21 protein-coding genes are annotated in these 25,661 nt (G+C 73.0%); 14 read left to right on the top strand and 7 right to left on the bottom strand.

Annotation, left to right across the window (positions count from 1 at the left end; translation table 11 throughout):
- The first annotated feature begins 2 nt into the window (after positions 1–2).
- Together IE295_RS03595 and IE295_RS03590 are read left to right on the top strand one after the other, a co-directional pair.
- The gene (locus IE295_RS03595) at positions 3–1,808 is read left to right on the top strand and encodes an ABC transporter transmembrane domain-containing protein (protein WP_190061917.1); all 1,806 of its coding nucleotides are present in this window, start codon (positions 3–5) and stop codon (positions 1,806–1,808) included.
- Between the two features lie 30 nt (positions 1,809–1,838).
- Positions 1,839–3,620, top strand: coding sequence for an ABC transporter ATP-binding protein (locus tag IE295_RS03590; protein ID WP_190061916.1), 1,782 nt, complete (start codon positions 1,839–1,841; stop codon positions 3,618–3,620).
- A gap of 53 nt (positions 3,621–3,673) precedes the next feature.
- Here the strand turns inward: IE295_RS03590 and IE295_RS03585 are convergent, their stop codons facing one another.
- Positions 3,674–4,465 carry a metal-dependent hydrolase gene (locus tag IE295_RS03585; protein ID WP_190061915.1) on the bottom strand — a complete coding sequence of 264 codons (792 nt, stop codon included), beginning with the start codon at positions 4,463–4,465 and terminating at the stop codon, positions 3,674–3,676.
- A gap of 133 nt (positions 4,466–4,598) precedes the next feature.
- Here IE295_RS03585 and IE295_RS03580 point away from each other — a divergent pair, with 133 nt between their 5' ends.
- Together IE295_RS03580 and IE295_RS03575 are read left to right on the top strand one after the other, a co-directional pair.
- Positions 4,599–7,112, top strand: coding sequence for a DEAD/DEAH box helicase (locus tag IE295_RS03580; RefSeq protein WP_190061914.1), 2,514 nt, complete (start codon positions 4,599–4,601; stop codon positions 7,110–7,112).
- Positions 7,113–7,161: 49 nt separating this feature from the next.
- On the top strand, positions 7,162–8,025 hold the full coding sequence (locus IE295_RS03575) for an acyl-CoA thioesterase (protein WP_190061913.1): 864 nt from the start codon (positions 7,162–7,164) through the stop codon (positions 8,023–8,025).
- 12 nt (positions 8,026–8,037) lie between these two features.
- Here IE295_RS03575 and IE295_RS03570 read toward each other — a convergent pair whose 3' ends face one another.
- Both IE295_RS03570 and IE295_RS03565 read right to left on the bottom strand, forming a co-directional pair.
- On the bottom strand, positions 8,038–8,955 hold the full coding sequence (locus IE295_RS03570) for a DUF6397 family protein (protein ID WP_190061912.1): 918 nt from the start codon (positions 8,953–8,955) through the stop codon (positions 8,038–8,040).
- A gap of 66 nt (positions 8,956–9,021) precedes the next feature.
- Positions 9,022–9,435: a roadblock/LC7 domain-containing protein gene (locus IE295_RS03565; protein WP_190061911.1), complete on the bottom strand. Its 414-nt coding sequence runs from the start codon at positions 9,433–9,435 to the stop codon at positions 9,022–9,024.
- Positions 9,436–9,559: 124 nt separating this feature from the next.
- Here IE295_RS03565 and IE295_RS03560 point away from each other — a divergent pair, with 124 nt between their 5' ends.
- The 5 genes from IE295_RS03560 to IE295_RS03540 all read left to right on the top strand — a co-directional run bounded on the left by IE295_RS03560 (position 9,560) and on the right by IE295_RS03540 (position 13,779).
- The gene (locus tag IE295_RS03560; protein WP_190061910.1) at positions 9,560–9,988 is read left to right on the top strand and encodes a PPOX class F420-dependent oxidoreductase; all 429 of its coding nucleotides are present in this window, start codon (positions 9,560–9,562) and stop codon (positions 9,986–9,988) included.
- Positions 9,989–10,088: 100 nt separating this feature from the next.
- A complete protein-coding gene (locus IE295_RS03555) occupies positions 10,089–10,403 on the top strand; it encodes a hypothetical protein (protein ID WP_372479003.1) in 315 nt (104 codons plus the stop codon).
- 162 nt (positions 10,404–10,565) lie between these two features.
- Positions 10,566–11,459, top strand: a complete 894-nt coding sequence (locus IE295_RS03550) for an alkaline phosphatase family protein (protein ID WP_224323224.1) — start codon at positions 10,566–10,568, stop codon at positions 11,457–11,459.
- Between the two features lie 2 nt (positions 11,460–11,461).
- Positions 11,462–12,745, top strand: a complete 1,284-nt coding sequence (locus tag IE295_RS03545; protein WP_190061908.1) for an MFS transporter — start codon at positions 11,462–11,464, stop codon at positions 12,743–12,745.
- On the top strand, positions 12,742–13,779 hold the full coding sequence (locus IE295_RS03540) for a TolB-like translocation protein (protein ID WP_190061907.1): 1,038 nt from the start codon (positions 12,742–12,744) through the stop codon (positions 13,777–13,779). The genes IE295_RS03545 and IE295_RS03540 overlap by 4 nt, the downstream gene beginning before the upstream one ends.
- Here IE295_RS03540 and IE295_RS03535 read toward each other — a convergent pair.
- Complete coding sequence (locus IE295_RS03535; RefSeq protein WP_190061906.1) at positions 13,763–14,812, bottom strand: fatty acid desaturase family protein; 1,050 nt, start codon at positions 14,810–14,812, stop codon at positions 13,763–13,765. The two genes, IE295_RS03540 and IE295_RS03535, sit on opposite strands and share 17 nt — an antisense overlap.
- A gap of 291 nt (positions 14,813–15,103) precedes the next feature.
- Between IE295_RS03535 and IE295_RS03530 the strand changes: the two genes are divergently transcribed.
- Both IE295_RS03530 and IE295_RS03525 read left to right on the top strand, forming a co-directional pair.
- Entirely contained in the window at positions 15,104–18,040 is a 2,937-nt protein-coding gene (locus tag IE295_RS03530) for an SCO1167/SCO6262 family helicase (protein ID WP_224323223.1), read from the top strand.
- Positions 18,037–19,281, top strand: a complete 1,245-nt coding sequence (locus IE295_RS03525) for an SWF or SNF family helicase (RefSeq protein WP_190061904.1) — start codon at positions 18,037–18,039, stop codon at positions 19,279–19,281. The genes IE295_RS03530 and IE295_RS03525 overlap by 4 nt, the downstream gene beginning before the upstream one ends.
- A 21-nt stretch (positions 19,282–19,302) precedes the next feature.
- Here IE295_RS03525 and IE295_RS03520 read toward each other — a convergent pair whose 3' ends face one another.
- Both IE295_RS03520 and IE295_RS03515 read right to left on the bottom strand, forming a co-directional pair.
- On the bottom strand, positions 19,303–19,692 hold the full coding sequence (locus IE295_RS03520; RefSeq protein WP_190061903.1) for a hypothetical protein: 390 nt from the start codon (positions 19,690–19,692) through the stop codon (positions 19,303–19,305).
- A 180-nt stretch (positions 19,693–19,872) separates the two neighbouring features.
- Positions 19,873–20,739, bottom strand: coding sequence for a phosphatidylinositol-specific phospholipase C/glycerophosphodiester phosphodiesterase family protein (locus IE295_RS03515; RefSeq protein WP_190061902.1), 867 nt, complete (start codon positions 20,737–20,739; stop codon positions 19,873–19,875).
- Positions 20,740–20,939: 200 nt separating this feature from the next.
- On the opposite strand from IE295_RS03515, the gene IE295_RS03510 reads away from it, so the two are divergent.
- From IE295_RS03510 to IE295_RS03500, 3 genes are all read left to right on the top strand, one after another.
- On the top strand, positions 20,940–22,178 hold the full coding sequence (locus IE295_RS03510) for a phosphodiester glycosidase family protein (protein WP_190061901.1): 1,239 nt from the start codon (positions 20,940–20,942) through the stop codon (positions 22,176–22,178).
- A gap of 182 nt (positions 22,179–22,360) precedes the next feature.
- Entirely contained in the window at positions 22,361–23,773 is a 1,413-nt protein-coding gene (locus IE295_RS03505; RefSeq protein ID WP_190061900.1) for a family 2B encapsulin nanocompartment shell protein, read from the top strand.
- A gap of 139 nt (positions 23,774–23,912) precedes the next feature.
- Positions 23,913–25,319, top strand: a complete 1,407-nt coding sequence (locus IE295_RS03500; RefSeq protein ID WP_190061899.1) for a family 2B encapsulin nanocompartment shell protein — start codon at positions 23,913–23,915, stop codon at positions 25,317–25,319.
- A 4-nt stretch (positions 25,320–25,323) separates the two neighbouring features.
- On the opposite strand, the gene IE295_RS03495 is transcribed toward IE295_RS03500, so the two are convergent.
- Positions 25,324–25,518, bottom strand: a complete 195-nt coding sequence (locus IE295_RS03495; RefSeq protein WP_190061898.1) for a hypothetical protein — start codon at positions 25,516–25,518, stop codon at positions 25,324–25,326.
- Positions 25,519–25,661: the final 143 nt, after the last annotated feature.

Below are 25,661 nucleotides of genomic sequence, written 5' to 3'. Positions count from 1 at the left end.
CCATGCAAATTCGCGATCTTCCGTATGCCGATCCGGGCCGTCCGGACGTCCGGTCGGGTCCGCTCTTCCTGCTCTGGCTCGGTCGCCGTCAGCTCGCCGGCCAGGTGCGGGCCACGCTGTGGGGCACCCTCCACATGGCGTCGGTGGCGCTGTTCCCGCTGGCCGTGGGCATGGCCGTGCAGGCCGTCATCGACGGCTCGCAGGCCCGGCTGGTCACGGCCGGGGGGCTGATGCTGCTGCTGGGCGCGCTGACCGCGCTGGGCGACACGATGCTGCACCGCGCCGCGGTCACCAACTGGATCCTGGTCGCGGCGCGGGTCCAGCAGCTTCTGGCGCGCAGGACCGCCGAGTTGGGATCCGCGCTGACCCGGCGGGTGGCCGCCGGTGAGGTCGTCGCGGTGTCCACCGGGGACGTCGAGAAAATCGGCTGGTTCGTGGAGTCGCTGTCGCGCTTCGCCTCGGCCGCGTTCACCACGGTGGTGGTGTGCGTGGTGCTCGTGGTCCACCAGCCCGAGCTGGGTGCGGTGGTGGCGATCGGTGTGCCCGTACTGGCCCTGGCCGTCCTGCCGTTGCTTCGGCCGGCCGCCGAACGGGCCGACGAGCAGCGGGAGAAGGCCGGCCGGGCCACCGAACTGGCGTCGGACACCGTGGCGGGACTGCGGGTGCTGCGGGGCATCGGCGGCGAGGAGCTCTTCCTGTCCCGCTACCGGCAGGCCTCCCAGGACGTGCGCAAGGCGGCCGTGCGCAGCGCACGGATGTGGGCGCTGATCGCGGCGGTGCAGGTGGTGCTGCCGGGACTGCTGCTGATCGCGGTGGTCTGGTACGGCGTCACGCTGGCCCAGGACGGCCGGATCGGCGTGGGCGAGCTGGTCACGGTGTACGGCGTGGTCACCTTCCTGCTGTTTCCGCTGCGGCAGTTCGAGGAGATCGCCATGGCCTATTCCTTCTCCCGGCCGTCCGCGCAGCGCGCGGCCCGGGTGCTGGGCCTGGAGCGCACCACGTCCGTGGCGGACGGCGACGAGGCAGGCCCGGTGCTCAAGGGCGATCTGTACGACCCCGGCAGCGGGCTCCTGGCCCCCACCGGCCGGCTGACGGCCGTGGTGTGCGGCGACCCGGACGCGGCCGGACGGCTCGCCGAACGGCTCGGCGGGCACGCCGCGGACGGCCCGGCCGACGCCCCCTCGGTGCTGCTGGGCGGGGTCGCGCTGGACGAGGTGCCGCTGGACGCCGCCCGCGCCGCGGTGCTCGTGCAGGACAAGGACCCGGTGCTGCTGTCGGGCACGCTCGCCGAGCTGCTGGACGTACCGTCCTCGGGGAACGTCACGGCGGAGGCGGCCCTCGCTGCGGCGCAGTGCGAGGACGTGCTGGTCTCCCTGGCGCGGGCCTCGGCGGACTCCGGCGGCGAGGCGGCGCGGGCCCGGATCACCGAGCGCGGCCGCTCGCTGTCCGGCGGCCAGCGCCAGCGGCTGGCACTGGCCCGGTCGCTCGTGACCGACCCGGAGGTGCTGGTGCTGGACGAGCCCACCTCCGCGGTCGACTCCCACACCGAGGCGCGGATCGCGGACGGGGTGCGGGCCCTGCGGCAGGGGCGCACGACGGTGGTGTTCTCCTCCAGCCCACTGCTGCTCGACCGGGCGGACGGGGTGGCGTTCCTGCGGGACGGCCGCGTCACGGCGACGGGGACACACGGCGAACTGCTGCGGACCGACCCCGTTTACCGCGCGGTCGTCACCCGCAGGACGGACGAGGAACCGGACATACGGCTCGCGCGGACCGGCGAGCGCGAGCCCATCGAGGAATCGGCATGATCGAGAGGTCGGCATGATCAGGGAGTCGGCATGATCGGAGTCGCGCCACCGGCGTACGACCCGGCGGCACCGGAGTCCGCGACGACCCTGCCGGTCGGCGGACCGGCCACCGTCCGCGCCTACGTGCGCGACCTGCTGCGCAGGCACCGTAGGGCCTTCACCGTGCTGGTGGTGGTGAACGCGGTCGCGGTGACGGCCTCGATGGTCGGCCCGTACCTGCTGGGCGAGCTGGTCGAGGACCTCTCGGCGGGCTCGCGGGAGGTCGGTCTCGGCCGGACGCTCTCGCTCTTCGCCCTCGCCCTGGCCGTGCAGACGCTGTTCGTCCGCATGGTGCGGCTGCGCGGGGCGGTCCTGGGCGAGCAGATGCTGGCCGACCTGCGCGAGGACTTCCTCGTGCGGTCGGTGGCACTGCCCCCGGGCGTACTGGAACGGGCCGGGACCGGCGATCTGCTGTCGCGGATCACCACGGACGTCGACCGCCTGGCCGAGGCCATGAGGGAGGCCGTGCCCCAGCTGGCGATCGGCTTCGTCTGGGCGGGGCTGCTGCTGGGCGCGCTGACGGTGACCGCCCCGCCGCTGGCGCTGTGCGTGCTGATCGCGCTCCCGCTGCTGATCGCCGGCTGCCGCTGGTACTTCCGGCGGGCGCCGGGCGCCTACCGCTCCGAGGCCGCGGGCTACGCGGCGGTCGCCGCGGCGCTCGCCGAGACCGTGGACGCCGGGCGGACGATCGAGGCGCACCGGCTGGGCAGGCGCCGGGTGACGCTCTCCGACCGGCGGATCACGGAATGGACGGCGTGGGAGCGCTACACCCTGTGGCTGCGCTCGGTCCTCTTCCCCGTGATCAACGGTACGCACGCGCTGTTGCTCGGCTCGGTCCTGCTCCTGGGCGGGTGGTTCGTGCTGCGGGGGTGGCTGTCGGTCGGCGAGCTGACGACCGGCGCCCTGCTCGCGCAGATGCTGGTCGAGCCGCTCGGGCTGATCCTGCGCTGGTACGACGAGCTCCAGGTCGCCCAGGTGTCCCTGGCGCGGCTGGTGGGCATCCGCGAGATCGAGCCCGAGCCGGCGGACGACCGCGTCCGCCCGGAGGGCCGCGAGGTACGGGCACAGGACGTGCGCTTCGGCTACCTGGCGGGCGCCGACGTGCTGCACGACGTCTCCCTCGACGTCCCGCCGGGCACCCGCGTGGCGCTGGTCGGGCCGTCGGGCGCGGGCAAGTCGACGCTGGGCCGGCTGCTGGCCGGGATCTACGCGCCGCGCACCGGCACGGTGACCCTGGGCGGGGCCGAACTCTCGAAGATGCCGGCCGAGCGCGTGCGCCGTCATGTGGCGCTGGTCAACCAGGAGCACCACGTCTTCGTTGGGTCCCTGCGCGACAACCTGCTGCTCGCCCGGACGGGCGCCGACGACGGGGAGCTGTGGTCGGCGCTGGCCGCGGTGGACGCGGACGGCTGGGCGCGGGCGCTGGAGAAGGGCCTGGACACCGAGGTCGGCTCCGGCGGTCTCGCCCTCACCCCGGCCCAGGCCCAGCAGATCGCGCTGGCGCGGCTCGTCCTGGCGGATCCGCACACGCTGATCCTGGACGAGGCGACGTCGCTGCTGGACCCCCGGGCGGCCCGCCATCTGGAGCGGTCGCTGGCGAAGGTGCTGGAGGGCCGCACGGTCGTGGCCATCGCCCACCGGCTGCACACCGCGCACGACGCCGATGTGATCGTGGTGACCGAGAACGGCCGCGTCAGCGAGCTGGGCAGCCACGACGAACTGGTCGCCGCGGGCGGGGCGTACGCGGCGCTGTGGCGCTCCTGGCATCGGTAGCCGCCAGTGTCGCGCGGGGCCCCCGGCCCTCGGACGAGGCCTCGGACGAGCCCTCAGATGAGGTCCAGGGCCCCGAGCCCGCTGACACCGCCGAGCAGCATGAACGCCGGCATCAGCACCTTCACCTCCACCCGGCTGCCCGCCCGGAACCGCATGGCCTTGGGCGGCCCGAGCGGATACCACCGCTTGCGGGCGATGGGCAGCGGCCACAGGATCGGGCAGCCCGAGACGGTCAGGGCGTCCCCGATGTCGTGCACCAGCGCGCCGAGGACTATCGGCAGGCCCAGCCACAGATACTCCTGGCCGGGTCCGGAGAACAACCACGAGGAGCCGTTGCCCGGCCGGTCCAGGATCCCGGCGAGGATCCACGCGCTGGTCGCGCCCAGCAGCCAGACCAGGACGTCGCTGGAGGTCCGGGCCGCCCGCCACAGAAGCCCCTCGACGGCGAGCACCATGTGGACGAAGAGGATGCCGAGCACGGCCCAGCGGTCGCCGGTCACCGCCAGCGCCGAGGCTCCGGCCCCGATCAGCACGGCCCACAGCGCGGTGTGGGTCAGGGTGCGGTGGCCGCCGTTGCGGCGCGGGTCGCCCTTGGCCCTGGTGGCCTTGTACACCGCGTGCGAGAGGTGGTCGATGATCCCGCACAGGATCCGGGAGAGCGGGCCGAAGGCGCGCGATATCGTCGCCGACTTGTGATCGAGGTCGGGGGCGAGCGCCGCACCGGCGCAGATCAGGGCTCCGACGACGAGCACGGGCCAGGGCATCGGGTGGCCGATGCCCGCCGCGGCGGCTCCCACCCCCAGCCAGGCTGCCGCCCCGGAGAGTGAGTGCGCCGGTCCCATCATGGTCGTTCCACCCCTTGGTCCTCAGGCGTCCGGCCGTCCTGACGCCATGTCGGCCACTCAGCGTAACGCTCGGATGATCATCGTTCGACCGGCCGGTTCCCTGATCCGGCCGGAGGCCAGGCAGTATGGGGGTGTGACCCTTATCGATCAGATGCCGAGCCATGCCGACCCCGATGCCCTCTTCGAGGCGTTCTCGACCTGGGCCGAGGAGCGGGGCATCACGCTCTACCCCGCTCAGGAGGAGGCGCTGATCGAGGTGGTCTCCGGCGCGAACGTGATCCTTTCGACGCCGACGGGATCGGGCAAGAGCCTCGTGGCGGCCGGCGCGCACTTCACCGCGCTCGCCAACGACCAGGTGACCTTCTACACCGCGCCCATCAAGGCACTGGTCTCGGAGAAGTTCTTCGACCTGTGCAAGATCTTCGGCACGGAGAACGTCGGCATGCTCACGGGCGACGCCTCGGTCAACGCCGACGCCCCCGTCATCTGCTGCACCGCCGAGGTGCTCGCCTCCATCGCCCTGCGCGACGGCAAGGACGCCGACATCGGCCAGGTCGTGATGGACGAGTTCCACTTCTACGCCGAGCCGGACCGTGGCTGGGCGTGGCAGATCCCGCTGCTGGAGCTGCCGCAGGCGCAGTTCATCCTGATGTCCGCGACGCTCGGCGACGTCTCCCGCTTCGAGGACGACCTCAACCGGCGCACCGGACGGCCCACCGCGGTGGTGCGCTCGGCGACGCGGCCCGTTCCGCTGTCGTACGAGTACCGCGCGACGCCGCTCACCGAGACCCTGACCGAGCTCCTCCACACTCACCAGGCGCCGGTGTACATCGTCCACTTCACCCAGGCCGCCGCCGTCGAGCGGGCCCAGGCGCTGATGAGCATCAACATGTGCTCGCGCGAGGAGAAGGACGAGATCGCCAAGCTGATCGGCAACTTCCGCTTCACCACCAAGTTCGGCCGGAACCTCTCCCGCTTCGTCCGCCACGGCATCGGCGTGCACCACGCCGGAATGCTGCCCAAGTACCGGCGACTGGTGGAGCGGCTGGCCCAGGCCGGTCTGCTGAAGGTCATCTGCGGTACGGACACACTCGGCGTCGGCGTCAACGTGCCGATCCGCACGGTGCTCTTCACGGCCCTGACCAAGTACGACGGCCAGCGTGTGCGGACGCTGCGCGCGCGGGAGTTCCACCAGATCGCGGGGCGGGCCGGGCGGGCCGGCTTCGACACGGCCGGATTCGTCGTGGCCCAGGCGCCCGACCACGTCATCGAGAACGAGAAGGCGCTGGCCAAGGCGGGCGACGACCCGAAGAAGCGCCGCAAGGTGGTCCGCAAGAAGGCCCCCGAGGGCTTCGTGGGCTGGACCGAGAGCACCTTCGAGAAGCTCATCGCCGCCGAGCCCGAGCAGCTCACCTCCCGCTTCCGGGTCACCCACGCGATGCTGCTGGCGGTCATCGCGCGGCCCGGCAACGCCTTCGACGCGATGCGCCGGCTGCTGGAGGACAACCACGAGCCGCGCAAGAACCAGCTGCGGCACATCCGCCGGGCCATCGCCATCTACCGCTCGCTGCTGGACGGCGGCGTGGTCGAGCGGCTCGAGGAGCCGGACGCCGAGGGCCGCATCGTCCGGCTGACGGTCGACCTGCAGGCGGACTTCGCGCTCAACCAGCCGCTGTCGACCTTCGCGCTCGCCTCCTTCGAGCTCCTCGACCCCGAGTCGCCGTCCTACGCGCTGGACCTGGTCTCCGTGGTCGAGTCCACCCTGGACGACCCGCGCCAGATCCTGGCCGCCCAGCAGAACAAGGCGCGCGGCGAGGCGGTCGCGGCGATGAAGGCGGACGGCGTCGAGTACGAGGACCGCATGGAGCGGCTCATGGACGTCACCTACCCCAAGCCCCTGGAGGAGCTGCTCACCCACGCCTACGACGTCTACCGCAAGAGCCACCCGTGGGTCGGCGACCACCCGCTGTCGCCGAAGTCGGTCATCCGCGACATGTACGAGCGGGCCATGACCTTCACGGAGTTCACCTCCCACTACGACCTCGCCCGCACCGAGGGCATCGTGCTGCGGTACCTGGCGAGCGCGTACAAGGCGCTGGACCACACCGTGCCGGACGACCTGAAGTCCGACGACTTCGAGGACCTGATCGCCTGGCTGGGCGAGATGGTGCGCCAGGTCGACTCCAGCCTGCTGGACGAGTGGGAGCAGCTGGCGAACCCCGAGGACGAGACGGCGGAGGAGGCGCAGGAGCGCGCCGACCAGGTCAAGCCGGTCACCGCGAACGCCCGGGCCTTCCGGGTGCTGGTGCGCAACGCCCTCTTCCGCCGGGTGGAGCTGGCCGCCCTGGACAAGGTCGCCGAGCTGGGCGAGATGGACGCCGAGTCCGGCTGGGACGAGGAGCGCTGGGGCGAGGCGATGGACGCCTACTGGGACGAGTACGAGGAGCTGGGCACCGGCCCCGACGCGCGCGGCCCGAAGCTGCTGCGCATCGAGGAGCGCCCGGAGGACGGGCTCTGGCGGGTCCGGCAGACGTTCGCCGACCCCAACGGCGACCACGACTGGGGCATCACCGCCGAGGTGGACCTCGCGGCGTCCGACGAGGAAGGCCGCGCGGTGGTGCGGGTCATGGACGTCGGTCAGCTGTAGCCTCCCACTCGCGGGCCCGGGCACGGGCCCCGGCCGAGGAGGAGTGGCGATGACGAGTCCCGCCGACCGTCTGGTGGGCCTGCTCGACCTGGAGCGGATCGACCTGAACATCTTCCGGGGCCGCAGCCCGGACGAGTCGCTCCAGCGCGTCTTCGGCGGCCAGGTGGCCGGCCAGGCACTGGTGGCGGCCGGGCGGACCACGGACGGGGACCGCCCGGTCCACTCGCTGCACGCGTACTTCCTGCGCCCGGGGCGGCCGGGCGTGCCGATCGTGTACCAGGTGGAGCGGGTGCGCGACGGGCGGTCCTTCACCACGCGGCGGGTGGTGGCCGTCCAGGAGGGCCGTACGATCTTCAACCTCACCGCCTCCTTCCATCGGAGCGAGCCGGGCTTCGAGCATCAGGTGCCGATGCCGGACGTGCCGGAGCCGGAGAAGCTGCCCCGGCTCGCGGACGAGATCCGCGACCGGCTGGGCGAGCTGCCCCAGGCGCTGGAGCGCATGGAGCGCCGCATGACCTTCGACATCCGCTATGTGGACCGGCTGCGCTGGACTCCTGAGGAACTGCGGGAGGCCGAGCCGCGCAGCGCGGTGTGGATGCGCGCGGTGGGCCCGCTCGGCGAGGACCCGCTCGTGCACACCTGCGCGATCACCTACGCCAGCGACATGACGCTGCTCGACGCGGTGCGCCTGCCGGTCGAGCCGCTGTGGGGGCCGCGGGGCTTCGACATGGCGTCGCTGGACCACGCCATGTGGTTCCACCGGACCTTCCGCGCGGACGAGTGGTTTCTGTACCAGCAGGAGTCACCCATCGCCACCGGCGCCCGGGGCCTGGCCCGCGGCCTGATCTTCGACCGCGCGGGCAGGCTCCTGGCATCGGTGATGCAGGAAGGGCTCTTTCGCAGGACCGGCTGAGCGACCGGCCGTTCACTCCCGCTGTTTCCTCCGCCGCAGCCACGCACACCATCGCGACGGCCGCGCCCGTTCGCCCGCCCGTTCGCCGTCCGCCGCCGGTGGCTTCCACTCCCCGGCAGGGGGCGGCGGCGAGGCGGCAGGGGGCCGGTCGAGGCCGGGTGCCGGCCGAGCGGCACGGGCCCGGGCCAGCGCCGCGGCCAGACAGTGGCGGTACCACTCGATCTCGTCCGGGTCCTCCGCCAGCAGCAGTTCGTCGACGACCTCGCGCGCGGCCGTGGCGTCCGGGCGTGACGGGAGGAGCGCCGGGCGCAGCGCGCACAGGTGGGCCCGCTCGTCCGGGTCGGGCACCGCCCGGGCCAGTTCGCCGGGGTCCAGCACGGCGGCGGGCACCGCTGCCCGTTCCCATGGATCGCCGGCCTGGGCCGTCAGCTGGTCGATCCGGCGGGCGCGCCAGCCGCGGGCGCGCCGGTCGGGATGCTTCTCGAGGGCGGCCTTCAGCAGGGCGGGCGTGCGGCCGGTCAGCATCTCGGGGTTGCCGTCGGCGAAGTCCGCGAGGTCCGAGGCCAGGTAGGACCAGACGACGACGCGGTAACGGTTGACGTAGAAGCGCACCGGGGCGAAGCAGCCGCCCCGGGCGAGGCGGGCGAAGCGTGCGGGGCCGATGCCCAGGAGCTCGGCTCCCTCCGTGGTGCCCACGACCCACAGCCGGGTGCGCAGCGCCTTGGGGAATCCCTCGGCGGAGCGGTGGCGTTCGATCTCCTGCCGTGGCACCCGCCGCCGCCCGCCCGGCCCCGCGGCGACGGTGCGCACCTCCCCCAGCTGGACGGCCAGTTCGAACTCCCGGGGCTTCAGCTCCAGCTCCCTGGCCGCACGCGTCGGCGGCACCGTCTCCTCGGCGACGTGCCGGTCCTGCTCCTGTCGTACCGTCATGACGTCCTCCCCACCATCAGTCGATTACTGACAGTGACGAAGGTAGCGTGCGGGTACGACAGCGCGTCAGGCCTGTGGATAACTCCCGGCCCGCTCCTCCGGCCCGCCGTCCTCCGCCCGCCCGTCGATGCGGTTGACCAGCAGCGTCATCTCGTAACCGATGCGGCCGATGTCGGCGTCGGCGCCGCCGAGGACGCACAGGCAGCTGTCCTCGCCGGCGGCGGTCACGAACAGCACGCCGCCGTCGAATTCGACCATCGTCTGCCGCACCCGGCCCGCCCGGAACTGGCGGCCCGTGCCCTTGGCGAGGCTGTGCAACCCCGACGCCACGGCCGCCAGACGCTCGGCGTCCGACCTCTCCAGGCTCGCGCTCGCCCCCGTCACCAGCCCGTCGTCGGACAGCACCAGGGCGTGTCGTATTTCGCCCACGCGCTCCGTCAGACCGTCCAGCATCGAGTCGAGTTCCCTGCCGATCGACATGCCCCGCCTCCCCGTTCCGCAATTCCCCGTAAGTGCCGTGCAAGCCTCGCTCACCTCAGTGCTCCCGGCAACCCGCCCGGCCCGTCGGCACGCGTCTGTGCGCCAGTTGGCACAGGATGGGGACATGGCACGGAAAATGAGCAAAGAAGAGTGGCGGGAATTTCTCTCGGCGGACGGCCGTACGGGCAAACTCGCCACGGTGCGGCCCGACGGCAGCCCGCACATCGCCCCCATCTGGTTCGTTCTCGACGGCGACGACCTCGTCTTCAACACGGGCAAGAAAACGGTCAAGGGCCGCAATCTCGCGCAGGACGGCCGGATCGCGCTCTGCGTGGACGACGACAAGCCGCCGTACGCCTTTGTCACCGTGCAGGGGCGGGCGCATCTCGACGACGACCTGAGCGAGATCCGCAAGTGGGCGACGACGATCGGCGGACGGTACATGGGAAAGGAGCGCGCCGAGGAGTACGGGGCCCGTAATGGCGTTCCCGGTGAGCTGGTCGTCCGGGTGCGCGTCGAGAAGGTGGTGGCGGTGTCGGCGGTCGCCGACTAGCACCGGGCACCGGCCGGCTTCCCGTCATTTGTCGGAGGTTCAACTCCACTACCACCGGGAACACTTGAACGACCGCAGGAAATGCCGCTCATGGGGGCAGGTGATCCGCGTGTTCGAGAAACTTCGCAGGCGTGTCGAAGAGGCGCGGCAGACACCCGCCCCGGGGCCGCCGGCGAGTCCCGGTTCCGGACGGGCACGGCAGCGCAATCTATTCGAGGCGGCGGCTGTTTATGTGGCGGCCTGCGCCGAGAACGACGCCGAAAAGAGCGCGGAAGCGGCACGCTGGGTCTCTCCCGAGGCCCTCAGCTTCGGGGTGAACGAGCTGGCGTGCCGGGCCGTCATAGCGCTGGCCCGCGAGCGCGACGAGTCACCGCAGACGGTGGCGCGCACGCTCCTGGGCCTGCCCGCGGCCTGAGGCCACACCGGACGCGGCGCCACGCGGATCACGGCGTCGTCTCCCGCTCGGCGGGCGTTCCCCAACCCGTCACTTTGAAGTCGTGTACATGTCACGCGGGTCGCTCTACGCTGCCATCGCACCCCGCGCGCCCCCACCGACTTCCCTCGCACGGAGGATCTCGTGCCCGCCGCAGCCCGCTCCGACAGCCCCCGCCGTCCACGCCGCCGCCACTCCCTCGCCCTGGCCACGGCCTTCGGGCTGGCCGCCACGTCCCTGGGCCTGTGGGCCTCGGACTCCGCGGCCGCCCCGGCCGTCCCCACGCCGGACCACGTCGTGGTCGTCGTGTTCGAGAACCACGGCTACAGCCAGGTCATGGGCAGCTCCAGCGCGCCGTACATCAACTCCCTCGCCGCGGGCGGCGCCAGCCTGACCGCCTCGTACGCCGAGACCCATCCCAGCCAGCCCAACTACTACGCCCTGTTCTCCGGCGACACCCAGGGCGTCACCGACGACAGCTGCGTCGAACCCGGCTTCAGCGACGAGCCCAACCTCGCCTCGGAGCTCATAGCCAAGGGCAAGACCTGGGCCAGCTACAACGAATCGCTGCCCGCCGAGGGATCGACCACCTGCAGCAGCGGCAAGTACCGCCAGAAGCACAACCCGTGGTTCGGCTTCGAGAACGTTCCCACCAGCACCGCGCACACCTTCGGCGCCTTCCCCCGCGACTACGCCACGCTGCCCGCGGTCTCCTTCGTCGTACCGAACATGTGCAACGACATGCACGACTGTTCCGTGGGCACCGGTGACACCTGGCTGAAGAACAACCTCAAGGGCTACGCCGACTGGGCCAAGACCCACAACAGCCTGCTGCTGATCACCTTCGACGAGGACAACCGCCTCAGCGGCAACCGCATCCCCACCGTCCTCTACGGCCAGCAGGTCAAGGCCGGCGCCACCTCCGCCACCACGTACAACCACTACGACGTGCTGCGCACGCTCGAGACGATGCACGGCCTGCCCCACGCCGGAAACGCCGCGAACGCCAAGGACATCACCGGCATCTGGAACAGCTGACCGTGTACCTCGCGGACAGCCGTACCACCGCGGACACCGCCGGCCGCGACACCGCTCCCGGCCGGCGGGCCGCCGCCGTACCCGCCACGGTGCTCACCCTGGGCACCGTCAGCCTGATCACCGACGTCTCCTCCGAGATGGTCACCGCCGTCCTGCCGCTCTACCTCGTCGCCGGCCTGGGTCTGTCGCCCCTGGGATTCGGCCTCCTGGACGGCGTCTACAACGGGGTCAGCGCGCTCGTGCGGCTCCTCGGCGGCCGACTCTCCGACTGCGGGAGCGGCGGCCACAAGGCCGTGGCCGCCGTCGGCTACGGCATCTCCGCGCTGTGCAAGCCCCTGCTGCTCGTCGCGCACACCCTGCCGCTGATCGGCGCCGTCCTCGCCGCCGACCGCACCGGCAAGGGGCTGCGCACGGCACCGCGCGACGCGATGATCTCGCTGGCCTGCGAACCGGGCGGCCGCGGAAGGGCCTTCGGGGTGCACCGCGCGATGGACACCGCCGGGGCACTGCTCGGCCCGCTGTTCGCCTTCCTCATCCTGCGGGCCGCCGCGGACGGCTATGACGCGGTCTTCACCGTGAGCGGCTGCGTGGCGGCGCTCGGTGTCCTGGTCCTGCTGCTGTTCGTGCCCGGCAGGCAGTCAAACCCCGTACACCCCGCGCGCCCCCGGCGCACCGGAGCGCGGATTCCGTTGCGCGAGGTGCTGCGGCGGCCCGGCGTCCGCCGCCTGACCGGCTGCGCGATGCTGCTCGGCCTGACCACCGTGAGCGACTCGTTCCTCTACCTCACCCTGCAGCGCCGCCTGGACCTGCCCGAGGCGTGGTTCCCGCTGCTGCCCCTGGGCACCGCGGGGACGTTCCTGCTGCTGGCGGTCGGGCTGGGCACCCTCGCCGACCGCTTCGGCCGCCGCCGGCTCTTCCTGTGCGGCCACCTCGCGCTGCTCGGGGCGTACGTACTGCTCCTCGCGCCCCTCGGCGGCTCACCGGCCCTGGCCGCCGCCGTCCTCGCCCTGCACGGCGCCTTCTACGCCGCCACCGACGGCGTCCTCGCCGCGGCGACCGCCGACGCCGTGCCGCGCGCGATCCGCGGCAGCGGGCTGGCCGTGGTGCAGACCGGCCAGGCGGCCGCCCGCTTCGTCTGCTCGATCGCGTTCGGCGCCGCCTGGACCGCGTGGGGCGACCGTACGGCCCTGGGCGCCGCGGCGGCCGGACTGCTGGTCTCCGCCGCGCTCAGCACGCTGCTGCTGCGCCCGTCCCCCACCGACGTCACCCCGGAGCACGCCCGTTGAACCGCGCCCCACTCGACCGCCGGAACCGGCTGGTCGTCCTGCTCACCGCCGTCCTCCTGCTGACCGCCGTGGCCGTCGGTGCCACCTTGCACGCCGCGGACCGGGCCGGCGAGAAGGACCGTGCCCGCTCCGGCGGCCCGGCCGTGCGGTCCGGCAAGGTCACGCTGGACGCCCCGGGCCGCGGTGTCTTCCGCAACATGGCCTGGGGACCGCACCGCGACGAGATCGCCTCGGTGGCCGCCGACGACCCGTCCGGCCCGCGCACCGCCTCCGGCGTCCGCTGCCTGCGCTTCCACGCCGCCGGAGGAACCGGCGTCTGCCTCCAGGCGGTGCGCGGCGGACTCCGCGACGCCTACCGGGCCGTCGTGCTCGACGCCCGCCTGCGCGAGCTGCGCCGCTACGACCTCGCGGGCATACCCACCCGCGCCCGTGTCTCCCCTGGCGGACACACCGTCGCCTGGACGGTGTTCGTCAGCGGCGACTCCTACGCGGGGACCGCCTTCTCCACCCGCACCTCGGTCCTGGACGTGCGCACCGGAGAGCTGGACCGCGATCTGGAGGCCTACCGGTTCTTCCTGGACGGCCGTCCGCACAGGGCCGCCGACATCAACGTCTGGGGCGTCACCTTCGCCGACGACACCCGCTTCTACGCCACCGTCGCGACGGGCGGCAAAACCTATCTGGTGCGCGGGGACCGCGAGAGCAGGACCCTGCGCGCGCTGCACGAGAACGTCGAATGCCCGTCCCTGTCCCCCGACGGAACGCGCATCGCCTACAAGAAGCGCGTCCAGGGCGCCTCCTCCGACGCGCCCTGGCGGCTGTACGTACTGGACCTGAGGACTCTGCGCGAGAGCCCCACCGCCGAGCGGCGCAACATCGACGACCAGGCCGTCTGGCGGGACGCGGACACCCTGGTGTACTCGCTTCCCGGCGACTACGGCTCCGATCTGTGGACCGTTCCCGCCGACGGCTCCGGCACCCCCCGGGTGACCATGACGGCGGCTCTGGCCCCCGCCTTCACCGGCCGCCCCTGACGGGCTCCCCGTCGCGCAGCGGGGCGCCGACGCCGTGCATGTGGCGCAGCGCCTGTGCGTAGGAGTCGAGGAGTCCGGTCTCCGCGTACGGCAGGCCCACCTCACGGCAATGGGCGCGCACCAAGGGCCGGGCGAGCCGCAGGCGGTGGCGGGGCATGCCCGGGAAGAGGTGGTGCTCGATCTGGTAGTTCAGCCCGCCCATGAACCAGTCGGTGACCGGTCCGCCGCGTACGTTGCGGGAGGTGAGCACCTGCCGGCGCAGGTGTCCCCAGCGTTCACCGGGTTCGGGCATCTCCATGCCCTTGTGGTTGGGGGCGAAGACCATGCCCAGGTGGAGACCGAAGAGGGCGTGGTGGAGCAGGGCGAAGGCGAGCGCCTTGCCGGGCGGCATGGCGGACAGCAGCAGGGTCACGTACCCGGCGGCGTGGAGGACCAGGAACAGCGCCTCGACCCGGCGTTCGCGTGCCTCCTGCCGTTTGAGGTCGAGCACGCCCGAAACCTTCAGATTGATGCCTTCGAGCAGCAGGAGGGGAAAGAACAGTCGCGCCTGATGGCGGGTGAGCCACCGTCCGAAGCCCTCGCGGCGGGCGGCCTGCCGCTCGGTCCACACCAGCACGCCCACCCCCACGTCGGGATCCTTGTCGACGTGGTTGGGGTTGGCGTGGTGGCGGACGTGCTTGTCGTTCCACCAGGCGTGGCTCATGCCGAGCAGCAGGTTGCCGTGCACGAGCCCCAGCAGGCGGTTGGCGCGGCGGGTGGCGGCTATCTGCGCGTGCCCGCTGTCGTGGCCGACGAAGGCGACGCGGGCGGAGAAGACCGCCGCGGGCACGGCCAGCAGGAGTGTCCACCAGGTGTCGCCGAGGGCCACGACGGCAGCGGCCGTGGCGGCGAGGAGGAGCAGGTCGGCCGCGACGGTCAGGGCGTAGCGGCGCCGGTCGCGCTCGAGGAGGCCCGCCGCCCGGACCTGTCGCAGGAGGGGGGCGAAGTCGCTGCCCGCGCGGGGTTCCGCGCGGACGGCAGTGGCCTGGGGCATGAGATCTCCGGTGGCTCGTCAGCGGTTTCGGCGGTCGGTCCGACCTCAAGGAACCTACGGACCGGGCCCCTTGACGGACCATGGCGTCACCACCCGGACCGCTCGGGGGCCATCACCCGGACCGGTGGGGGGCCAGCCCCCTGGTGCGGTGGGAGCCGGTGCGACGGAGGACGAGCACACCTCCGGCAATATGGCGCACGTCACACGCAGAATCGCTTCGTCCGGAGCGCCGGACCTGTACCCTCGGCGACTCCGACTCCGGCTAGTCAAATTTGAGGAATGCGCAGCTCTGTGACTCCGCTTTCTGCCGCCACACCCTCCGATGTCTCCCTCCTCGCCCGTTGCACGGCGGTCTTCCTCCCCGGGGACCCCGCCCGCACGGGACGCGTCGCTTTCTGGCTGCCCGACGGCGACCCGCCCGTCGTGGCGGACGGCGACGCCGGTCCGGCCGTCGAAGAGCTGACCGTCGTCGTCCCCGAAGGCCCGGACGTCACCACCACGGTCGTACGCGCCACCGTGCTCCCCGTCCGCCAGGCCCTGCCCGTCCTCACCCGCGCCCGGGCCGCCGGCACCGACGAGGCGGCCGCCTTCTGGGGCGCCGCCGCCGTGCTCGCCCTCCAGCTCGCCGCGCGCGGCAGGCTGCTGCCGGGGCTCACCGCCACCGACCACGACGCCTGGCGCGTCGGCCCCCTCGCCCCCGAGGACCAGCACCGGGTGCGCAAGCTGGCCGCCGCCATGCCGCCGGCCGCGCACGCCGTGCCCCTGCCGGGCGACGGTCCGCCGCTGCTGCCCGAACCCGAGTCGCTCGTGCGCGCCTTCCTCGACGCCGTCGCCGACGGCCTGCCCCGTTCCCCCGCCGCCGCCCTCGCCGCCGGCGGCCGCGCCTTCGCGGACCCCGAGCCGCGGAAGCTGCCCGCGCTCCGGGCGTGGGCCGCGGACGTCTCCGCCGGGCACGACGCGGGCGTACGACTGTCCCTGCGCGTAGAGGTCCTCGGCCTGACCGGCCCACTGGACGCCTCCGGCGAAAACGGCGAGGACGCCGGGGAGCGGACCGCCCACCCGCGTTTCCGGGCGGTGCTCCAGCTACACAGCCTCAGTGACCCCGCACTCGTCGCCGACGCGGCGGACGTGTGGTCCGGCGCCTCCCCCGCGGGGAGCGCGCTGGGTCGCGGCGCGCGCATGCACGCACTCCTCGCGCTGCGCCGCGCTGCGAGCGCCTGGCCCGCGCTGTCGCCCCTGCTCTCGGCGGCCGTTCCGGACGCCGTCGACCTCGCCGACGAGGAGGTCGGGGAGCTGCTCGGCGCCGCCTCCGTGGCGCTGGACGCCGCCGGCGTCGAGGTGCACTGGCCCCGGGAACTCGTGCGCAAGCTCACCGCGCGCGCCGTCGTCGGCCCGCCGGACGCCGGGGACGACCCCGCGCCCGGCCACCGCCCGGGGCCGCCGTCCCTGCTTTCCGCCGACGCCCTGCTCGCCTTCAGCTGGCGCTTCGCCATCGGCGACCAGGAGCTGACCCAGGAGGAACTCGACCTGCTCGCCGAGGCGAGCCGCCCCGCCGTGCGGCTGCGCGACCAGTGGGTGCTCGTCGACCCCGAGGCGGTGCGCCGTGCCCGCGAGCGCCGGGACCGCGTCGTCACCCCGGTCGAGGCGCTCGGCGCGGCCCTCACCGGCCACGCCCGGGCCCGGGCCGCCGGCGACGAGACCGTCGAGGTCGAGGCCACCGGCTGGCTGGCGGCCCTGCGCGACCGCATCGCCGACCCCGCGGCCACCCGTGAGCCGGTCGTCCAGCCGGCCGCGCTCGCCGCCACCCTGCGCGACTACCAGCTGCGGGGACTGGACTGGCTGAACCGGATGACCTCGCTCGGCCTCGGCGGCTGCCTGGCCGACGACATGGGCCTGGGCAAGACCATCACCCTCATCTCACTCCACCTGCACCGCCGGACCCTGCCCGACGCGGCCGGCCCGACCCTGGTCGTCTGCCCCACCTCCCTCATGGGCAACTGGCAGCGCGAGATCGAACGCTTCGCGCCCGGCACCCCCGTGCGCCGCTTCCACGGTTCCGCGCGCTCCCTGGAAGGGCTGGCCGACGGCGAGTTCGTCCTCACCACCTACGGCACCATGCGGCTGGACGCGAAGACCCTGGCCGGCACCGCCTGGGGCCTGGTCGTCGCCGACGAGGCCCAGCACGTCAAGAACCCCTACGCCGCGACCGCCAAAGCGCTGCGCACCATCGGCGCCAAGGCACGGGTCGCGCTCAGCGGCACACCGGTCGAGAACAACCTCTCCGAGCTGTGGGCGATCCTCGACTGGACGACGCCCGGACTGCTGGGCTCGCTGAGCGGCTTCCGCCGGCGCTACGCCCGTGCCGTCGAGGGCGGCGCCGACCCGGCCGCCGCCGAGCGGCTCGCCGCGCTCGTGCGCCCGTTCCTGCTGCGCCGCCGCAAGTCCGACCCCGGCATCGCGCCCGAACTGCCGCCCAAGACCGAGACGGACCGGGCGGTCGCGCTCACCAAGGAGCAGGCGGTCCTGTACGAGGCCGTGGTGCGCGAACTGCTCGCCGAGGTTGCCGAGGCGGACGGCCTCGAACGCCGCGGGCTGATCGTCAAGCTGCTCACCGGCCTGAAGCAGATCTGCAACCACCCGGCGCAGTTCCTGAAGGAACACGACCCGAAGGACGACACCGCGCGGTTCGCCGGCCGCTCCGGCAAGGTCGAGCTGCTGGACGAGCTGCTGGACACCATCCTCGCCGAAGGGGCGAGCGTGCTCGTCTTCACGCAGTACGTCCAGATGGCGCGCCTCCTGGAGCGTCACCTGGCCGCGCGCGGCGTCCCGGCGCAGTTCCTGCACGGCGGCACGCCCGTGGCCAGCCGCGAGGAGATGGTCCGCCGCTTCCAGGACGGCGAGGTCCCGGTCTTCCTGCTGTCCTTGAAGGCCGCCGGTACGGGCCTGAACCTCACGCGTGCCGCGCACGTCGTGCACTTCGACCGTTGGTGGAATCCCGCGGTCGAAACCCAGGCGACCGACCGCGCCTACCGCATCGGCCAGACCCAGCCCGTCCAGGTGCACCGCCTCATCGCCGAGGGCACCGTCGAGGACCGCATCGCCGAGATGCTCCACCGCAAACAGGCACTGGCCGACGCGGTGCTCGGGGACGCCGGAGAGGCGGCGCTGACCGAACTGACCGACGCGCAACTGGCCGAGCTCGTCGAACTGAGGGGGACCACTCGATGACCGAACGCACCTTTGAGGCGCTTCCGCCCGTGCCGGGCCGGGCCTTCGCCGACAGCTGGTGGGGCCGGGCCTGGCTCCGGGCGCTGGAGGACAGCGCGCTGGACGGACAGCAGGTGAAGGCCGGCCGCCGGCACGCGCGTGCGGGGGCGGTCGGCGCGGTGTCCGTACGCCCCGGCCGGATCACCGCGCTCGTGCGCGACCCGGACGGCACGGCCCACCGCTCCGACGTGCTGGTCCAGCAGCTGTCCGAGGCCGACTGGGACCGCTTCCTCGATCTCGTGGCCGACCGGGCGGGGCACATCGCCGCGCTCCTGGACCGCGACATGCCTCCGCATCTGGTCGAGGACGCGGCCGCGACCGGCGTCGAACTGCTGCCGGGCATCGGCGACCTGGAGCCGGAGTGCGCCTGCGGAGCCTGGGACCACTGCTCGCACACCGCGGCGCTGTGCCACCAGGTGGCGCGCCTGCTCGACCAGGACCCGTTCGTCCTGCTGCTGGTGCGGGGCCGGGGCGAGCGCGAGGTGCTCGACGAGCTGCAGGCGCGCAGCGCCGTCCACGCCACCGCGCACGCTCCCGAGCCGCCCGCCGGCATACCGGCGCGCGAGGCGTTCGCGGCGCGCCGGCTCGTAGCGCCGCTGCCGGAGCCCGTGGTCGCGGTGGACGCGCCGGGTCGCCCGCCCGCACTCACCGGCGGCGACTCCCCCGCGCCCGGGCTGGACGCCGGCGCGCTGGAGTTCCTGATCGCCGACGCGGCCGCGCGCGCCCATCAGCTGTTGGCCGAGGCCCTGGCACCCGGCCACGAGCACACGTCACCGCCTCCGGAGCCGACGCTCCGCCAGGACGCCGTGCGCATGGCCGCTTCGGGGCCGCCCGAGCGCGTCACGGCCCGCCTCGCGGCAGGCTGCGGCTACGGCCGGGCGGAGCTGGCCCGGGCGGTACGGGCCTGGGAGTACGGCGGGCCGGCGGGGCTGGCCGTACTGGAGGAGGAATGGACGCCGGGGCCCGGGGAACTGGCACGGGCCCGCGACCGCCTGGCCGCCGCGTGGCAGGACGAGGACGGCGCCCCTCGGCTGCGGGCGGCCGGCAACCGCTGGACGGCCCTCGGTACGGGCGCCCAGCTGCGCTACGGGCGCGAGGGGCGCTGGTGGCCGTACCGCAAGGAAGGCGGTCACTGGCTGCCCGCCGGTCCGGGTGACGACGATCCGGCGGCGGCTCTCGCCGGCGTGCTCGCGGACGACTGAACCGGCGGTCCGCAGCGCCGCCTACGGCCCGAAGATGCCGGTGGGGAAGGCGGAGGGAAGGCTCGTGGGCAGCCCCGAGGGGAACCACGACGGCAGGCCGCTGGGCAGCGACGAGGGCAGGCCGGAGGGCAGGGAGAAGGACGGCGACGCCTTGCCGCGCCCACTGGCCGACGCGTCCTGGCCCGGCGTGCCGTCGCCCCGGTGCCCCATGACGAGCACCGCTCCGAGGGCGAGGCCCGACACCACCAGCAGCGCGATGACGGCCAGCGCGATCCGCCTCCTGCCACCGGCAGGAGGCGGATCGGGCGACCAGGGCGGCCCGCCGGGGCCGAAGCCGCCGGGCGGCGGGGCCGGCGGGCCCGCGGGCGGGCCGTACGGGGGGCCGGATGGCGATCCGGGTGGAGTGGCCATGGGGCCAGCGTCCCCGTGTGCCGGGGACCGCGACCGCGCGGTGACGGTTCCGCTACACGTTCCGCGCCGGACCACGACATTCCACCGGACGCGATTCTTCACCTGGCGGCCCGCGTGGCGCTCCCGTCGGAAAGGCGCCGGAACCGTACGGTTTGACTGATGATGAGAGCCATCACCCTGTTAGCGGGCCGTCCGGAGGAAGGCCTCCAGACCCGCCAGGTCGTCCGTGTTGAGGTAGTCGACTCCCGCGGCCAGCAGCTCCCGCCAGAGCGCCTCGCGCTCCGGGCCGGGCTGGTCCGGCGTGGCCCAGAACCGGACGGTGCGGCCCTCGGCGTGCGCGGTGGTGACGATCCGTCCGAGCGTCGCCCGCTCCCGCTCCGGCATGGGTCCGGCGCCCCGCCAGGTGAAGAATTGCGTCCAGTTGTCGCTGACGAGCGGCGCGAAGGAGGCCGGCGCGCCGCCGAGATCGGCGAGGCGGCCGTCGTAGAAGGCGTACCGCACCCGCTCGGCCTCCATCGGGATCCGGGCGCCCCGGTCGCCGGAGACGACGGCGGCGACCGCGCCGCGGCGCACCCGCCCGCCGGAGCAGGCGCTGAGCATCGTGCGATAGGGACGCAGGTGCCGGGAGAGCGCCTGATAGGTCGCCCGGCCCTCGGACTTGATGTCGATGAGAAGTTGCAGCGTCACGTCGTACCCGGCATACACGCGGCCGTGGTGGGAGCGCACCCGGCGCAGGAGCGGGTCGAGGTAGAGGGCCTCAAGAGTGCGGGTGGGATCGAGCTCGGAGGCGTCGTGGGCCACGAGGAGCCGGTCGCCGACGAGCCAGATGTCGGCCTCGACGCTGTTGAACCCGTGCGCGAGCGCGTCGGCGAGCGGGTGGGGGTGCGCGTAGTCGTTGTGCGCGTGGGCGTGGCGCAGCGGCGGCCGGGGGCGCGCCGCGGGCGCCGGGGCGCCGGCGGGGTGCGCGGCGGCGCGCGCGGGGATGGCGAAGGACCCGGCGAGCGCTGCTCCCAGGGTGATGACGGCGGCTCGGCGCGTACGGGGCATCGCGGTGCCTCCCGGCTCGGTGAGCGAATAGGCGCGGCCTGCGCGCGCCGACGCCTGTGAGTATCGGGGCCCGTCGGGCCGTGCGACAGGGCCGTGCCGAGAGTTGACCGGGTCGACTCCGGAGCGTTGCCCGGTGTTCTTTCGGGGCATGAATAAGGCCCTTGCGTCATGGCGGAGTTGCCGAGATCTCTGGGGTGGCAATGGGTAGACGTGTTCGCCGCGTACGCGCGGTCACCGCGGTGCTGGTGGCATGGGTGTCGCTGATCGGCGGCGGCCCGGCGTGGGCCGGTACGGAAGAGGCTTCCCCGCTGCGGCTCGAGGCACCGGCCTCCCTCGGCCCGGGAGTGACGTACCGGGGCTTCTCACTGAGGGGATCGCACGGACCGGCGTACGGCCATCTGCTCACCGTCGACCTGCGCGACCGGCACGTGTCGGTCGATCTGCTGTATCCGGGCGCCGTGGCGGAGCGGGCCAAGGTGTCGCAACTGGCCGACAGCCGGGGTGCGGTGGGCGCGGTGAACGGGGACTTCTTCAACATCACCGAGACGCAGCACCCCGGGGTGGAGGCGACGGGCGCCCCTGTGGGGCCGGCCGTCGCGGGCGGGCGCGACCTGAAGGCGGCGGTGCCGGACGGCCAGCGCTTCGGGCCCGTGATGCCGACGGGCGTCACCGCCGAGGACGTCTTCGCCGTGGGGACGAACCGGGAGGGCCGCCTGGACCGGCTCACGCTGGCGGGGTCCGTGCGGACTCCGGGCGGAGAGCTGCCGCTCGACGGCTTCAATCAGTACGCGCTTCCGGTGGACGGCATCGGCGCGTTCACCCCCGCGTGGGGCCGGGCCTCCCGGGTGCGCGCGACCTGCGGCACGGACACCGTACGGGGCGCTCCGTGCAGCGACGAGACCTACGAACTGACCGTGCGCCGCGGCCGGGTGGCGGCGGTGGCGGAGCGGCCGGGACGGGGCGGGATCGCCCCGGGGTCGGTGGTGCTGGTGGGACGGGAGGACGGCGCGCGCGAGCTGCGCAAGCTCTCGGTCGGTGACCGGGTGACGGTCGGTCAGCACCTGCGCTCCCGGCACCGTGGAGCGCTGTCGTTCGCCGTCGGCGGCTTCCCGGTCCTGCGCGGCGGACGGCCGGCCGCGGGGCTGGACCGGGCGACCCCGGCCGTGCGCAGTGCTGCCGGCCTGGCCTCGCACGGGCGGCGGCTGTACCTGCTGGCGCTGGACGGCGCCGCGGCCTACCGCTCCGGGCTGACCGTGGCCGAACTGGCCCGGGCGATGCGGGAGATCGGTGCCGTCGACGCCTTCAACCTGGACGGGGGCGGTTCCTCCACTTTGGTCACCCGCGCCCGGGGCAGCGGGCGTTCGGTCGTGCGCAACCACCCGTCGGGCGGCGAGGAGAGACCGGTGGCCAACGGCATCGGCGTCTTTATCCGCCCCTGACAATCACACTTCAATCCCATCCGTTTGAGTGATCGCGCCCGGCGAATGCCGCTGCTAGCTTCGAGAGGGAGCCACGCGGGAATTCCCGGCAACCTCCGCCCGGGCATTCCGGCAATGCACGCAGCCGCAATGAACGCAGCCGTTTCGGGTACAGCCGTTTTGGGATGGGTGGGCATTCGCATATGACGACGTCAGTGGAGTCCGGTACGGGCACGGACGATCCGCCGAACCGGCTGAGTCTGGGCACTCAGGCCGCCCGGAATCTGGCGACCACGACCAAGTCCGTACCGCAGATGCAGGGAATCACCTCCCGGTGGCTCCTGCGGCTGCTGCCATGGGTGCAGGTCTCAGGCGGTACGTACCGGGTGAACCGACGGCTGACCCACACGCTCGGTGACGGCCGGGTGGAGTTCTTCAGCACCGGCGCGGAGGTGCGGGTCATCCCGGCGGAGCTGGGCGAGCTGCCGCTGCTGCGCGGGTTCTCCGACCCCGAGGTGCTCGAAAGCCTGGCGGGCCGCTTCACCCAGCGGGAGCTGCGGCCCGGCGAGGTCCTGGTCGAGGCCGGGCAGCCGGCCGACCAGGTCGTGCTGATCGCCCACGGCAAGGCCGAGAAGGTGCACGCGGGCGAGTACGGCGACGAGGCCGTGCTGGGCGTGCTGGCCGACGGCGGGTACTTCGGCGACCGGGCGCTGGCCGCGGCCGAAGCCGGCGAGTGGGACTTCACCGTCCGCGCGGTGACCGCCTGTACGGTGCTGACGCTGCCGCGCCGGGAGTTCGAGGAGGCGCTGGAACGTTCCGAGGGCCTGCGCTCCCATGTGGAGGCGTTCCGCACCCGGTCCGGCCGGCCGCAGAACGACCAGGGCGAGTCCGCCATCGACGTCTCCTCCGGCCACACCGGGGAGCCCGTGCTGCCCGGGGTCTTCGCGGACTACGAGCCCTCCCCCCGCGAGTACGGGCTGAGCGTGGCGCAGACGGTCCTGCGGGTGCACACCCGCGTGGCCGACCTCTACAACGAGCCCATGAACCAGGTCGAGCAGCAACTCCGGCTGACCATCGAGGCCCTGCGCGAACGCCAGGAGCACGAGATGATCAACAACCGCGAGTTCGGCCTCCTGCACAACGCCGACCTGAGGCAGCGCATCCACACCCGCGGCGGCCCGCCCACCCCCGACGACCTCGACGACCTGCTGGCGACGGTCTGGAAGGACCCCGGCTTCCTGCTGGCGCACCCGCGCACCATCGCGGCGATCGGGCGCGAGTTCAACCGCCGGGGCGTCTACCCCGACCACGTCGACGTCGGCGGCCACCAGCTGCCGGCCTGGCGCGGGGTGCCCATCTTCCCGTGCAACAAGATCCCGGTCACCGAGACCGGCGTCAGCTCCGTCCTGCTGATGCGCACCGGGCAGGAGTCCCAGGGTGTCGTCGGGCTGCACCGCACGGGAATCGCCGATGAATACCAGCCGAGCCTCTCGGTGCGTTTCATGGGAATCAGCGAACAGGCCATCATCTCCTATCTGGTGAGCGCCTACTATTCAGCCGCTGTTCTTGTGCCCGACGCTCTCGGAATTCTCGAGAACGTCGAAATCGGGCACTGACGGGGAAAGGCCGGGCGGGTCCCTTTCCGGGACACAGCCGCCGCCCGGCTCTCCGGCATGCCTTCCCGCCGCACGTCTCGCCTCACGTTTCGCTTCATGTCCCGCCCCACGCCTTCTCACAGATGGGTGATCACCACCAATGACCACGTCAGTGGAGCCGGAGGGCTCCGCGCAGCCGGCGCAGGCCCAGCTGAGCCTCGGCACGGACGCGGCACGCCAGCTCGCGACGACCACCAAGTCCGTACCCCAGATGCGCGGGATCTCCTCGCGCTGGCTGCTGCGCGTGCTGCCCTGGGTCCAGGTGTCGGCCGGCACCTACCGGGTCAACCGACGGCTGACCTACACCGTCGGCGACGGCCGCGTCGAGTTCGTCTCGACGGGCACGGAGGTCCGTGTCATCCCGCCGGAGCTGGGCGAACTGCCGCTGCTGCGCGGGTTCGAGGACGCCGGGACGCTCGAGGCGCTGGCGGACGGCTTCGTCCAGCGGGAGTACGCGGCGGGCGACACGCTCGTGGAGGAGGGGCAGCCCGCGAATCACGTCTTCCTGATCGCCCACGGCAAACTCACCAAGACCGGCACGGGGAAGTACGGCGACGAGACCGTCCTCGCCACCCTGGCCGACGGCGACTACTTCGGCGAGCAGGTGCCCCTCGAGCCCGACGGCACCTGGAACTTCACCGTCCGGGCGGTGACCCGGTGCACGGTCCTGGCCCTGCCCCTGCAGGCCTTCCAGGAGCTGGCCGAGCGCTCGGAGTCCCTGCGCACCCACGTCGCGGACTTCGCGAGCCGCAGCACACCGCCGGCGAACAACCGCGGCGAGGCGGACATCGCCGTGACGTCCGGGCACTCGGGCGAGCCGTCCATCACCGGCACCTTCGTGGACTACGAGCTCGCGCCGCGCGAGTACGAACTGAGCGTCGCCCAGACGGTCCTGCGGGTCCACACCCGGGTGGCCGACCTCTACAACGAGCCCATGAACCAGGTGGAACAGCAGCTCCGGCTGACCATCGAGGCCCTGCGCGAACGCCAGGAGCACGAGATGATCAACAACCGCGAGTTCGGCCTCCTGCACAACGCCGACCTGGGCCAGCGCATCCACACCCGCAGCGGCCCGCCCACCCCCGACGACCTCGACGAGCTCCTCTCCCGGCGCCGCAAGACGCAGTACCTGCTGGCCCATCCGCGCACGATCGCCGCGTTCGGCCGCGAGTGCAACAGCCGTGGCCTCTACCCGCAGAACATCGACGTCCTCGGCACGGCGGTGCGCTCCTGGCGCGGCGTCCCGCTGCTGCCCTGCAACAAGATCCCGGTCAGCGAGACGGGCACCAGCTCGATCATCGCCATGCGCACGGGCGAGGACAACCAGGGCGTCATCGGCCTCCACCAGACCGGCATCCCCGACGAGTACCAGCCCAGCCTGAACGTGCGCTTCATGGGCATCAACGAGCAGGCGGTCTCGTCGTACCTGGTGAGCGCCTACTACTCGGCCGCGATCCTGGTGCCCGACGCGCTCGGCGTCCTCGAGGACGTCGAGATCGGCCGCTGAGCCGTCACGGCCGTACGCCGCTCACCAGGTGGGCGGTGGCCGTGAGCCCGTTGGAGATGGTCGGCGCGATGCTCGTACTGGCCAGCAGGAAGCCGAGCAGGACGCAGACCAGCGCATGCGAGACGCGCAGCCCCCCGCTCCGCATGAACACCACTGCCAGGACCAGAAGCAACAGGACCACGGAGATCGAAACGGCCATGGTGTACCTCCTCGGCGGAGCGGCGGTTGAGGGTCAGTCTCGCTCATCCCACCGCGGCGACCGGGGTGACGGGCATACGCCATTCGGGTAGGAAATCACCGGTTCGGCCGTGGACGGGAGGCAGCCGGGTGCGTGCGGGCGGA

This window comes from Streptomyces griseocarneus, from assembly GCF_014655595.1.
Taxonomy (GTDB): Bacteria; Actinomycetota; Actinomycetes; order Streptomycetales; family Streptomycetaceae; genus Streptomyces; species Streptomyces griseocarneus.
The sequence above is the reverse complement of the archived record's forward strand: the minus strand, read 5'-3'. Positions and strand labels throughout refer to the sequence as shown.

Bases quoted from the DNA above. Each gene is read 5' to 3' on its own strand.
- IE295_RS03525 (WP_190061904.1), top strand. From the start codon at position 18,037: ATGACCGAACGCACCTTTGAGGCGCTTCCGCCCGTGCCGGGCCGGGCC.
- IE295_RS03510 (WP_190061901.1), top strand. From the start codon at position 20,940: ATGGGTAGACGTGTTCGCCGCGTACGCGCGGTCACCGCGGTGCTGGTG.
- IE295_RS03535 (WP_190061906.1), bottom strand. From the start codon at position 14,812: ATGCCCCAGGCCACTGCCGTCCGCGCGGAACCCCGCGCGGGCAGCGAC.
- IE295_RS03500 (WP_190061899.1), top strand. From the start codon at position 23,913: ATGACCACGTCAGTGGAGCCGGAGGGCTCCGCGCAGCCGGCGCAGGCC.
- IE295_RS03575 (WP_190061913.1), top strand. From the start codon at position 7,162: ATGACGAGTCCCGCCGACCGTCTGGTGGGCCTGCTCGACCTGGAGCGG.
- IE295_RS03565 (WP_190061911.1), bottom strand. From the start codon at position 9,435: ATGTCGATCGGCAGGGAACTCGACTCGATGCTGGACGGTCTGACGGAG.
- IE295_RS03560 (WP_190061910.1), top strand. From the start codon at position 9,560: ATGGCACGGAAAATGAGCAAAGAAGAGTGGCGGGAATTTCTCTCGGCG.
- IE295_RS03515 (WP_190061902.1), bottom strand. From the start codon at position 20,739: ATGCCCCGTACGCGCCGAGCCGCCGTCATCACCCTGGGAGCAGCGCTC.
- IE295_RS03495 (WP_190061898.1), bottom strand. From the start codon at position 25,518: ATGGCCGTTTCGATCTCCGTGGTCCTGTTGCTTCTGGTCCTGGCAGTG.
- IE295_RS03570 (WP_190061912.1), bottom strand. From the start codon at position 8,955: ATGACGGTACGACAGGAGCAGGACCGGCACGTCGCCGAGGAGACGGTG.
- IE295_RS03595 (WP_190061917.1), top strand. From the start codon at position 3: ATGCAAATTCGCGATCTTCCGTATGCCGATCCGGGCCGTCCGGACGTC.
- IE295_RS03585 (WP_190061915.1), bottom strand. From the start codon at position 4,465: ATGATGGGACCGGCGCACTCACTCTCCGGGGCGGCAGCCTGGCTGGGG.
- IE295_RS03520 (WP_190061903.1), bottom strand. From the start codon at position 19,692: ATGGCCACTCCACCCGGATCGCCATCCGGCCCCCCGTACGGCCCGCCC.
- IE295_RS03590 (WP_190061916.1), top strand. From the start codon at position 1,839: ATGATCGGAGTCGCGCCACCGGCGTACGACCCGGCGGCACCGGAGTCC.
- IE295_RS03505 (WP_190061900.1), top strand. From the start codon at position 22,361: ATGACGACGTCAGTGGAGTCCGGTACGGGCACGGACGATCCGCCGAAC.